9 protein-coding genes are annotated in these 11409 nt (G+C 37.6%); 6 read left to right on the forward strand and 3 right to left on the reverse strand.

The annotated features are described in order from the left end of the window. The first annotated feature begins 148 nt into the window (after positions 1-148). The 4 genes from MT391_RS08605 to rlmA all read left to right on the forward strand — a co-directional run bounded on the left by MT391_RS08605 (position 149) and on the right by rlmA (position 4624). Positions 149-433, forward strand: a complete 285-nt coding sequence (locus MT391_RS08605) for a hypothetical protein (protein ID WP_499497594.1) — start codon at positions 149-151, stop codon at positions 431-433. 18 nt (positions 434-451) lie between these two features. Beyond that, complete coding sequence (gene pflB, locus MT391_RS08610) at positions 452-2737, forward strand: formate C-acetyltransferase (protein ID WP_166372254.1); 2286 nt, start codon at positions 452-454, stop codon at positions 2735-2737. Between the two features lie 199 nt (positions 2738-2936). Further along, positions 2937-3677, forward strand: coding sequence for a pyruvate formate lyase 1-activating protein (pflA, locus tag MT391_RS08615; protein ID WP_499497596.1), 741 nt, complete (start codon positions 2937-2939; stop codon positions 3675-3677). A 131-nt stretch (positions 3678-3808) separates the two neighbouring features. Next, positions 3809-4624: a 23S rRNA (guanine(745)-N(1))-methyltransferase gene (gene rlmA / locus MT391_RS08620; protein ID WP_499497597.1), complete on the forward strand. Its 816-nt coding sequence runs from the start codon at positions 3809-3811 to the stop codon at positions 4622-4624. Between the two features lies 1 nt (position 4625). Here the strand turns inward: rlmA and yfbV are convergent, their stop codons facing one another. After that, positions 4626-5075: a terminus macrodomain insulation protein YfbV gene (gene yfbV / locus MT391_RS08625; RefSeq protein WP_499497599.1), complete on the reverse strand. Its 450-nt coding sequence runs from the start codon at positions 5073-5075 to the stop codon at positions 4626-4628. Positions 5076-5353: 278 nt separating this feature from the next. Here yfbV and MT391_RS08630 point away from each other — a divergent pair, with 278 nt between their 5' ends. Then, a complete protein-coding gene (locus MT391_RS08630; RefSeq protein WP_499440624.1) occupies positions 5354-6553 on the forward strand; it encodes an acetate kinase in 1200 nt (399 codons plus the stop codon). A gap of 63 nt (positions 6554-6616) precedes the next feature. After that, entirely contained in the window at positions 6617-8779 is a 2163-nt protein-coding gene (gene pta / locus MT391_RS08635) for a phosphate acetyltransferase (RefSeq protein ID WP_499440626.1), read from the forward strand. Between the two features lie 100 nt (positions 8780-8879). Here the strand turns inward: pta and MT391_RS08640 are convergent, their stop codons facing one another. After that, positions 8880-9836, reverse strand: coding sequence for a class I SAM-dependent methyltransferase (locus MT391_RS08640; RefSeq protein ID WP_499497601.1), 957 nt, complete (start codon positions 9834-9836; stop codon positions 8880-8882). Between the two features lie 132 nt (positions 9837-9968). Beyond that, positions 9969-11087 (reverse strand): AI-2E family transporter, encoded by a 1119-nt coding sequence (locus tag MT391_RS08645; RefSeq protein ID WP_499497603.1) that lies wholly within the window; start codon positions 11085-11087, stop codon positions 9969-9971. Positions 11088-11409 lie beyond the last annotated feature (322 nt).

Raw genomic sequence — 11409 nt, forward strand, 5'->3', positions numbered from 1 at the left:
TAATCGGTACATTATTCAAGCAAAAAAGGCTTTTTAAAATAAACGTGTAATTTTATTACGAGATCGCTGTGCAACTTGATATGAATCAATTTTTGTACAAAAGCATTTGTTAAACTAAGCACTAATCCATCACGGGGTAACTTCTAAGATGCAAATAGACAATAGCGTTAACGAGTATTTAGCTTACCAAATACCAAGCCAAAGCAATCGTATTGCTAACAGTAAAATAAGCAAAACTATTTTGCCTGTGTCTCTTCTTTCAAACAATACAAGCATACTTATTGCACTCCGTATTATTTTCTATTTTGTTATTGCCCCACCTGCGCTTATCGCATTTTTAACACAACTAAGTGCGCATGCATTAAGTGCGGTACATAGGATGTACCAAACATATTCACAAACAACTAATTTATATACATTTTTTAATCACTAACGGTAAAGGTAAATCTTTATGACTAAATTAAACGAAGCATTTGCATCAGCATGGGAAGGTTTTGCTGGCGACACTTGGAAAACAGAAGTTAATGTTCGTGACTTCATCCAAAAAAACTACACCCCTTTTGATGGAGATGAAAGTTTCCTAGCTGACGCAACTAAAGCGACTGACGAGCTATGGGAAAATGTAATGGTGGGTATCAAGCAGGAAAACGCAACGCATGCACCTGTTGATTTTGATACCGATGTGGTTTCGACTATTACTGCACATGATGCAGGTTACATCAACAAAGACTTAGAAACGATTGTTGGTCTACAAACAGAAAAACCATTAAAACGTGCGCTTATCCCTAACGGTGGTATTCGTATGATCGATGGTTCTTGTAAAGTTTACGGTAAAGAATTAGATCCAACTATCCGTAAAACTTACTCTGAATACCGTAAAACACATAACCAAGGTGTATTCGACGTTTACACTGGCGACATTCTTAAATGTCGTAAATCAGGTGTATTAACAGGTTTACCAGATGCTTACGGTCGTGGTCGTATTATTGGTGATTACCGCCGTGTTGCTTTATACGGTATCGATTACCTAATGACTGAAAAAGCAGCTCAGCATAAAAGTTTAGAAGCTGAATTAATCGCAGGTACTTCATTAGAAGATACAATGAAATTGCGTGAAGAGATTTTTGAGCAATATCGTGCGCTTGACCAAATGAAAGTGATGGCAGCGAAATACGGTTATGATATTTCAGGACCAGCATCAAACGCTAAAGAAGCAATCCAATGGACTTACTTTGGTTACTTAGCTGCAATTAAATCACAAAATGGCGCTGCAATGTCATTTGGCCGTACCGCTTCTTTCTTAGATATCTACATTGAAAAAGATCTAAAAGCAGGTCTAATCACTGAAACTGAAGCACAGGAACTAATCGACCACTTAGTAATGAAACTACGTATGGTTCGTTTCCTACGTACACCTGAATATGATGACCTATTCTCTGGTGACCCTATCTGGGCTACAGAGTCTATCGGTGGTATGGGTGTTGATGGACGTACGCTAGTAACCAAAAACAGCTTCCGTTTCTTACACACACAATACACTATGGGCCCTTCTCCAGAGCCAAACATTACTGTTTTATGGTCTGAAGCTTTACCAATTAACTTCAAAAAATACTGTGCAAAAGTATCTATCGATACTTCATCTATCCAGTACGAAAATGATGACTTAATGCGTACTGACTTCGATAACGATGATTATGCTATCGCTTGTTGTGTATCGCCAATGATTGTCGGTAAACAGATGCAATTCTTTGGTGCACGCGCCAACTTAGCAAAAACATTATTGTACTCCATCAATGGTGGTGTTGATGAAAAATCAAAAATGCAAGTAGGCCCTAAAACTTTACCAGCAATTACTAGTGAAGTATTAGATTACGAAGAAGTTTACGCAAACCTTGATCACTTCATGGATTGGTTAGCAGAACAATACGTCACAGCACTTAATTGTATTCATTACATGCATGACAAATACAGCTATGAAGCTTCATTAATGGCACTTCATGACCGTGATGTTGAACGTACAATGGCCTGTGGTATTGCTGGTCTTTCAATTGCAGCGGATTCATTAGCAGCAATTAAATACGCAAAAGTTCGTCCTATTCGTGATGAAGATGGTATTGCGACTGACTTTGAAATTGAAGGTGATTACCCTAAATTTGGTAATAATGATCCACGTGTTGATGATATTGCTTGTGAACTAGTTGAAACGTTCATGAAAAAAATAAAATCACGCCCTATGTACCGTAATGCACGTGCTACACAGTCAATTCTTACTATTACATCTAACGTTGTATACGGTAAGAAAACAGGTAACACACCAGACGGTCGTCGTGCAGGTATGCCATTTGCACCAGGTGCAAACCCAATGCATGGACGTGATGAAAAAGGTGCAGTAGCATCATTAACATCAGTATCTAAACTACCGTTTGCTTACGCACAGGATGGTATTTCTTACACATTCTCAATCGTACCAAATGCACTAGGCAAAACAGATGATTCTCAAAAATCTAACTTGGCTGGTCTAATGGATGGTTACTTCAAGCACACGCCAGATATTGAAGGTGGTCAACACTTAAACGTTAATGTAATGAACCGTGAGACATTATTAGATGCAATGGACCACCCTGAGAAATACCCTCAGTTAACAATCCGAGTCTCTGGTTATGCAGTACGTTTTAACTCATTAACTAAAGAACAACAAAGTGATGTTATTACACGTACTTTTACAGCAACACTATAAAAAATAGACGATAACAGGTTCACTTTTATATTAGCCTGCTATAATAAAAAAGGTTTCATTCTTCGGGATGAAACCTTTATTTTTATCACAACAAAAGTAATTATTTTTATCAGTTGTTATGGCACTGTATCCATTGTTATAACGCAGTCATGTTCAATTAATAGTTGATACAAATAATTAGTTTTTATGAGGTTATAAGATGTCAGTTACTGGACGAGTACACTCAGTAGAAACCTGTGGCACCGTTGATGGGCCAGGGATCCGCTTTATTATCTTCTTACAAGGCTGTTTAATGCGCTGTCAGTATTGCCATAACCGCGATACTTGGGATACTGAAGGCGGTAAAGAAATGACCGTTGATGAATTAATGAAAGAGATGCTGCAATACCGCCATTATATGGACGCGTCCGGCGGTGGTATTACTATTTCAGGTGGCGAAGCAATGCTACAACCTGAATTTGTGCTGGCGATGTTTGAAGCCTGCCGTGCAGAAGGTATTCATACTTGTTTAGATACCAATGGTTTTGTACGAAAAATTGACCAAACAACAAAAAATATTCTTAAACATACTGACCTAGTCTTATTAGATATTAAGCAGATGGACAATAAAAAGCATATCGACTTAACCCATGTTAGTAATAAATATACCCTAGAGTTTGCAAAGTATTTAGCAGAGCATGATCAAGCGATCTATCTACGCTATGTTGTTGTTCCAGGTATCACCGATAGCCTTAAAGATGCCCATTCATTAGGTCAATTTATTCAACCAATGAAAAATATTGAAAAGATTGAAATGCTACCCTATCACGAGCTTGGAAAGCATAAGTGGACAGCAATGGGAGAAATATATCCTCTTGATGGCGTTCACCCACCATCAAGAGATACTATGCTTGCTGTGCAAAAGGTACTTCTTGAATACCATGACAATGTTATTTTTTAATACCTTTGATCAGTGAAACCTTCTCAATAAGCATTTAGCTAAGTATACTTTACTTAGTTTAATGTCCTCAATTCTTAATAAAGACAGTTTTTACTGTCTTTATTTTTACTTCTTACTAAATAGCAGCTTCTATGACTCCTTTTATTTGCCCGCTTTGCCAAGCTTCATTTAATCAAATCAATAACACCCAAGTGTGTGAAAATAATCATCATTTTGATATTGCTAAGGAAGGATATTTAAATTTATTACCGGTGCAATCAAAAAGCTCTAAAAACCCCGGCGATAATCAAGAGATGATGACTGCTAGGCGTGCATTTTTAAATACCAGCGGCTACTTACCACTCGCAGAAAAAGTAGCACAAATAAGTAAACAATATTTAGCTGATACCGAACAAGCACAGATCCTAGACTTAGGCTGTGGAGAGGGTTATTACACCGATATTATCAATCAACAATTGCCACAACATCGTATCTGCGGCATTGATATTTCTAAAGTGGCCGTTCGTTATGCCGCTAAACGCTATAAAAAAATTGATTTTTGTGTCGCCAGCGCCTATCAAGTTCCATTAAATGCACAAAGTATTGACCTAATGATACGTATCTATGCACCATCAAAAGCGGAAGAGTTGTTACGTCTAATTAAGAAAAACTGTTATTTAATTACAGTAACACCTGCGCCACGTCACTTATTTCAATTAAGAGAGTGCATTTACGAACAAGTAAATGACCATGCGCAGGAGAATGAAGCAGTCGAAGGTTTCAGTAAAGTAGAGCAAGTAACTCTCAGTTATGAACTAGATATTGATTCACCTCAGCAGTTAAAAGACCTCATTAACATGACCCCTTTTGCTTGGAAGTTTACACCAGAAAAGCTAACTAAATTACTTAGCCAGCCACACTGGAAAATTGAATGTGATTTTAATATTGAAGTATTTCAAAAAAACTAACTTATATTAGTTCATTGTTATATAAAAAGTTATCCCCTCCTTTTTTGAAACCTTTATTCAACAACTTAGCAAGGTCGATAAAGCGCAACTGATCGACCATGGCTCGTTGCCCATTGTTTTTCCCATGTAAGGCCTCACTTACCTCAAGATACCAATTAAATAGGGCAGGTGAGAGTGTTTGTTGCGAACGTTTTCCTAACCATAATAAACAATGAGTAGGTAATCCGATTAAAAATAAAATAAATGTAGCGGTACTTGGCCAAGAAAAATAAGTTGGAAAAAACATGTACAAGGAAGCAACAAGCACAATAAAAATTGGGAATACTTTAATTAATAATTGTGTATAACAGACCATTTTACTTTCAATAAATAAAGAATACAGACAGTTTTGTTTTGGCCATATTTTTAAATAATGGTCGCCTTTTTTTAATAGCTCAAAAAAATTAAACAAATAAATTCTCCTTTAAAATTGATAACTCAATCACAACAATACAAATCATGCCTAATTTATGGAAATGTTCCAACTAAAATTGATTTCGAATAATTTTTATCAATTTGATATTTGTAATTTTATTACATAAAGGTAAAATTGATAATATAGCTTAATATGGACAATGTTGCCAAACGCTACGTTCTTATTCAGTTATATCTCACTATTATACCCTAGCTTAATATCAAAAATTAGAATTGATATTTATATACTTATTATTTACTGACTGGAATTTTTTCATGAGCAATAAATTAGTCCTTGTACTTAACTGTGGTAGTTCTTCGCTTAAATTCGCTGTAATCAATGCAAACAATGGAGATGAAATAATCAGTGGTTTAGCTGAATGTTTTAATCTTCCCGATGCTCGTATTAAATGGAAGTTTGACGGTAAGAAAGAGTCAACTAACTTGCCTGAAAATAGTGCTCACTCTGCAGCCATTTCATTCATTGTAGAAGATATTATTAAAAAAGTTGAGGGTCTTGAGTCTCAATTTATTGCTATAGGCCATCGAATTGTTCATGGTGGTGAAAAATTTACTAAGTCAGTTATTATTGATGAAGAAGTGCTTGAAGGTATTGAAGAATGCGCTTCACTTGCACCATTACATAATCCTGCACATATTTTAGGTATTAAAGCAGCACAAAAAGCGTTCCCATCATTAACACAAGTTGTCGTGTTTGATACTGCTTTCCACCAAACTATGCCAGCAAAAGCTTTCCTATATGCGTTGCCATATAATTTATACAAACAATCTCATATTCGTCGTTACGGCATGCACGGCACCAGCCACTTATTTGTTACCAATGAAGCAGCTAAAGCATTGGGCCAAAAAGTAGAAGAAACAAATATCATCTCTGCTCATTTAGGTAATGGAGCATCGGTTGCAGCAATTAAAAACGGCCAATCAGTTGATACAAGTATGGGTATGACTCCGCTTGCCGGCTTAGTAATGGGTACTCGCTGTGGTGATATAGATCCAAGTATTATTGATCACCTTGTGGAACGTGAAGGCTATAGCCTGAAAGGTGTAATGGACATGCTACAAAAACAAAGTGGCCTATTAGGTATATCTGGTATTTCAAGTGATTTCCGAGATATCGAAGAAAACTACCAAAAAGGTCACCAAGGCGCTATCCTTGCAATTGAGATGTTTGCCTACCGTTTAGCTAAGTATATTGCATCCTACGCCGTACCACTTGGTCGTATTGATGCGATAGTATTTACGGGCGGTATTGGCGAGAACTCTGAACGTATTCGTACGAAAGTATTAGAAAACTTAACTATCTTTGGATACCAAGTAGATGCAGAGAAAAACAAAGCTGCAAGACTAGGTAATTCAGGCGTGATCACTACCGATAACTCCCCAATTGCAATGGTTATACCAACCAATGAAGAATGGGTTATCGCGCAAGATTCTGCTGCACTTGTTGGTGCGTAACTTATAATAATTTTTTTGAGGGAGTATTTACTCCCTTTTGTCATCTATTAAAAAGGAATAGTCATGGCTCGTACAATAATGCTGATCCCTATTGGCGCTGGTGTTGGTGTCACTTCGGTTAGTCTCGGAATGGTTCGTGCAATGGAACGCCAAGGTGTTGCCGTTAATTTTTTCAAACCAATTGCACAACCACGCCCAGGCGATGCAGGTACAGAACGCTCAACAACAACATTACGCAATTCAAGTAACATCCTTCCTCCTGAACCTTTTGCTATGAAATATGCCGAAACGCTTATTTCATCAGGACGTACTTCTGAGTTACTAGAAAATATCGTAGAGCGTTTCCGTGAAGGTACTAAAGACAGTGATGTGATCATTGTCGAAGGTTTAGTCCCTACCGATAAGCATCAATTTGCTAATAACATCAACTACAGTATCGCTAAAGCATTAAGTGCTGATATGGTATTTGTTACGCATCCAAGTAACGATACGTCACAACAATTAAAAGAGCGCATGGAAATTGCTATCTCTTCATTTGGTGGCAAAGAAAATAAACATATTGCAGGCTGTATTATTAATAAAGTGGGCGCACCTGTTGATGAGAATGATAAAACAGGTAACGACTTAACTGAAATGTTTGATATTCCTGAAGGTAGTATTAATAACAACCTTGAAGTATTACAAATGTTCAGCAAAAGCCCATTACCAATTTTAGGCTGTATTCCATGGAGTGCTGACCTGATCGCACCACGTGTTAAAGATCTAGCGATCCATTTAGAAGCTAAGATCCTTAACAAAGGTGACCTTGATAACCGCCGTTTACAATCAGTAACTTTCTGTGCTCGTTCAATCCCTAACATGGTTGAGCACTTTAAAGCTGGTTCAATGTTAGTAACATCGGGTGATAGAAGTGATGTGATCATTGCCGCTTGTTTAGCTGTAATGAACGGTATGAAAATCGGTTGTTTATTATTAACCGGCGACTACCCACCTGAAGATGAAGTGATGAAGCTTTGTAAAAGTGCAATGGACGCAGGATTACCAGTGCTACTGATCAAAAGTAACACATGGCATACAGCGCAACGTTTACAAAACTTCAACATGGAAATCCCTGTTGATGATTTAGAACGTATTGAAAAAGTACAAGAGTACATTGCCAGCCATATCGACAAGCATTGGTTAAACACGTTAACACAAGATTCTTCATTATCGCGTCGTTTATCGCCACCAGCATTCCGTTACCACTTAACGGAATTAGCACGTAAAGCAAACCAACGTATCGTATTACCTGAAGGTGAAGAGCCTCGTACTATTCAAGCTGCAGTTATTTGTGCAGAACGTGGTATCGCTAAACCAGTATTATTAGGTAATCCTGAAGAGATCCACCGTGTTGCAACGCAGCAAGGTATTGTTTTGACTGATGAAGTTGAAATTGTTAATCCTGTTGATGTGATAGAGCAATACGTAGCGCCAATGGTTGCTCTTCGTAAAGGTAAAGGCCTAACAGAAGTTGTTGCACGTGAGCACCTACAAGATACCGTTGTATTAGGTACAATGATGCTAGCTGAAAATGAAGTAGCCGGTCTAGTTTCTGGTGCGGTTCACACTACAGCTAATACTATTCGCCCAGCATTACAGTTAATTAAAACAGCACCAGGTGCAAGTTTAGTTTCTTCAATCTTCTTTATGTTATTGCCAGACCAAGTATTAGTTTACGGTGACTGTGCAATTAACCCAGACCCAACGGCTGATCAACTAGCAGATATCGCAATTCAATCTGCTGATTCTGCGATTGCTTTTGGTATTGACCCTAAAGTAGCAATGATCAGTTACTCTACCGGTGATTCAGGTGCGGGTTCGGATGTTGAGAAAGTACGTGAAGCGACTAAAATTGCACAACAACGTCGTCCTGACTTATTAATCGACGGTCCATTACAGTACGATGCAGCGGTAATGGAAAATGTAGCGAAGAGTAAAGCACCAGACTCGAAAGTAGCAGGTCAAGCAACAGTGTTTATCTTCCCTGATTTAAACACAGGTAACACCACTTACAAAGCGGTACAACGTAGTGCAAACTTGATCAGTATTGGTCCAATGCTGCAAGGTATGCGTAAACCTGTTAATGACTTGTCACGTGGCGCACTAGTAGACGATATCGTTTACACCATCGCGTTAACAGCAATTCAAGCAACACAAGCAGCAGAGCAATTAGCATTAAAAGGTTAATCTTTTAAACTAACTAATTACTGCATTAAAAAAGCCCTACTTGACTTAATTTTAGTCATCTAGGGCTTTTTTTGTATCTTCTATTTATGATTTTATTGGCTTAAATACTGACCAATACACATTTTAAGCCTTTATCGCGGTCACTATTAGTAAACTCAATAGGCGGCTCAATAACATTGATTACTTTTGCCGTAGGACAATGCTCAGCTAATGCATCGTAGATAAATTGAAAATCAAGATCGGGGCTATTCAAACATAAAAGCGCTTGCCCACCTGGTTTTAATAACTCCGGCAAACGACGCATGATCTTAGGATAATCACGTTGGATATTAACACTGCCTTTTTGTAATGATGGCGGATCGGCAATCACAATATCATAGGGTCCTAAACGTTTAACTTTACCCCATGATTTAAAAAGATCATGGCCCAGATACTTAACTTTATCTAAATCATGGCCATTAAGCCGATGATTATCACGCCCTACCGCTAACGCCGCTTTACTCATATCGAGATTAACGACTTGTTGAGCTCCACCAGCAATAGCAGCATTAGAAAAGGCACAGGTATATGAAAATAGATTTAATACACGTTTTTGTTGGCTATTTTCTCTTAACCAAGCACGGCCATTTTTCATATCTAAGAAAATACCGTAGTTTTGATTTTTACCTAGGTTTATTTTATAAGCGAGCCCATTTTCACAAGCGATAAAATCATTAACCTGTTCGCCATATAACAATTCCGTAGGCGCAAGATCTCGGCAACGAAACTGCACTTGAATACTATCAACAACAAAGCCTCTTTCAGTCATTTCTGCGAGTAGAAAATCACTCAAATTAGCCAGCCATTGTGCATCTTCCTCTTTGTACAAAATAATCAACACCACCGGTGCTAACCAATCTATATTGATATGCTGGTATTCTGGATAAAAGAATCCACGGCCATGAAATAAGCGTGCCATTTCTTTATTTGACTCGTTAGCAACTGTTGAACTTTGTTCTGCTGTCGATAATGTAGAATTGTCAGGAAAATGCATTTTTTCTAATAAAGCTGTAAACATATTATTTTTCTTCTTTGCTATTCAATAAAACTGAAACCGTATTTTCAGTCTCGTTATTTGTATCTTTGCTTGCTAGTAATTAGCTTACTAATAAAGCTAATTACTAAATGGTTAACTAATCGATCATCGCAGTTACTCAGTCTCGTTCGACTGAGTATTTTTCGATGAAGCTTCTTTATCAGCTTCATGCGCCTTTGATTTTTCTATATTAGTTTGTTCAAATGCAGACACTTCCTGATCAGAACTTAATAAAATAGCAAACCAACGCCCATCTTCACTATTTTCTAAAGCAATTTTTAAGATCATCGTCAGCGGAACCGATAACAGCATACCGACGACACCTAATAACCATCCCCAGAAAATTAAAGATAAAAACACGACTAGCGTTGATAGCCCTAAACTACGCCCCATGAAACGCGGCTCAACAACATTACCCATGATCATATTTACACTCACAAACAACCCAACAACCACCGCTGCATACCCAGGACCTAATTGTAAAAAAGTCAGAATCACTGCCGGTACTGCTGAAATAATGGAGCCGATATTAGGGATATAATTTAATAGGAAAGCAAGTAATGCCCATAACACGTAAAATTGTACTCCCATTGCCCACAGCACCGAGCCAATAACAACACCAGTCCCTAAACTGACCATAGTTTTAATCGCCATATAACGATTCACCATGCTTAAAAAATGATCTAATTTTTTCTCTGTTTGCTCAGAATCATCAAATGCAATATGCAGTTTCTTAGGGAAAACTTGCCCTTCCGCTAACATAAATACAACCGTTAATAACAACAGGAAAATATTACCCAGCACACTACTGAACCCAGATAAGGTCGTGGTCACTAAATTCATTACCTTAGCCGGGTCAAAATAACCACGCACTTCCCCCATCGACAACCTAATATCATGCTTTCCTAACCACTCAATTAACCAGGTTAGCTGTTCTGATAGTTGCTCCTCATAGGTGGGTATTGCTTTACTAAAATCATTAACAGCAGCGCCAACGACCCCCCCCAACACAATAAATAAAGAGAAAATAACCACGATAACAAAAGCAATCGCAAGCCCTCTAGGTAATCGTTTACGCTCTAAATAATTAATCGCAGGGTTACAGATAATAGCTACAAATAATGACAATAAAAAAGGAACAACAATCGGTGCAGCTTCTTTTATCCCTGCTAACGAAATGACTAAAGCAGAAAAGTACAACGCTGTACGGCCCGCCGTGGATACACTTACCATGTTTATTTTCCTTTAAGTGAAACAGTCGCTTTGTATACCTCAACAGAGGTTAAATAAAAACAAGAAATGACAGTATAAATGATTGCCATAGATTAATGAAAATTAGATCTCAAGCTGTAGACTCTTCTTATCTAATGGACATACAATGATTTCGATTTATTTTGACTCAATAAGTCTTCACAACTGATTTTAACGACTATTAAGAAAGAATGATAAATCACAAAAAAGTGATTTAAATCACACTAGATAATCGTGGCACATTCACTTTATAGTGATCTCGATCAATACGAGAAAGAGTGTTATTTCTATAATGACTGTGAAA

Source organism: Vibrio sp. 1-Bac 57 (assembly GCF_037546855.1).
Lineage (GTDB): Bacteria > Pseudomonadota > Gammaproteobacteria > Enterobacterales > Psychromonadaceae > Psychromonas.

Excerpts from the sequence above, each read along its gene's own strand:
- MT391_RS08605 (WP_499497594.1), top strand. The coding sequence starts at position 149 with ATGCAAATAGACAATAGCGTTAACGAGTATTTAGCTTACCAAATACCA.
- pflB (WP_166372254.1), top strand. The coding sequence starts at position 452 with ATGACTAAATTAAACGAAGCATTTGCATCAGCATGGGAAGGTTTTGCT.
- pflA (WP_499497596.1), top strand. The coding sequence starts at position 2,937 with ATGTCAGTTACTGGACGAGTACACTCAGTAGAAACCTGTGGCACCGTT.
- rlmA (WP_499497597.1), top strand. The coding sequence starts at position 3,809 with ATGACTCCTTTTATTTGCCCGCTTTGCCAAGCTTCATTTAATCAAATC.
- MT391_RS08630 (WP_499440624.1), top strand. The coding sequence starts at position 5,354 with ATGAGCAATAAATTAGTCCTTGTACTTAACTGTGGTAGTTCTTCGCTT.
- pta (WP_499440626.1), top strand. The coding sequence starts at position 6,617 with ATGGCTCGTACAATAATGCTGATCCCTATTGGCGCTGGTGTTGGTGTC.
- MT391_RS08640 (WP_499497601.1), bottom strand. The coding sequence starts at position 9,836 with ATGTTTACAGCTTTATTAGAAAAAATGCATTTTCCTGACAATTCTACA.
- MT391_RS08645 (WP_499497603.1), bottom strand. The coding sequence starts at position 11,087 with ATGGTAAGTGTATCCACGGCGGGCCGTACAGCGTTGTACTTTTCTGCT.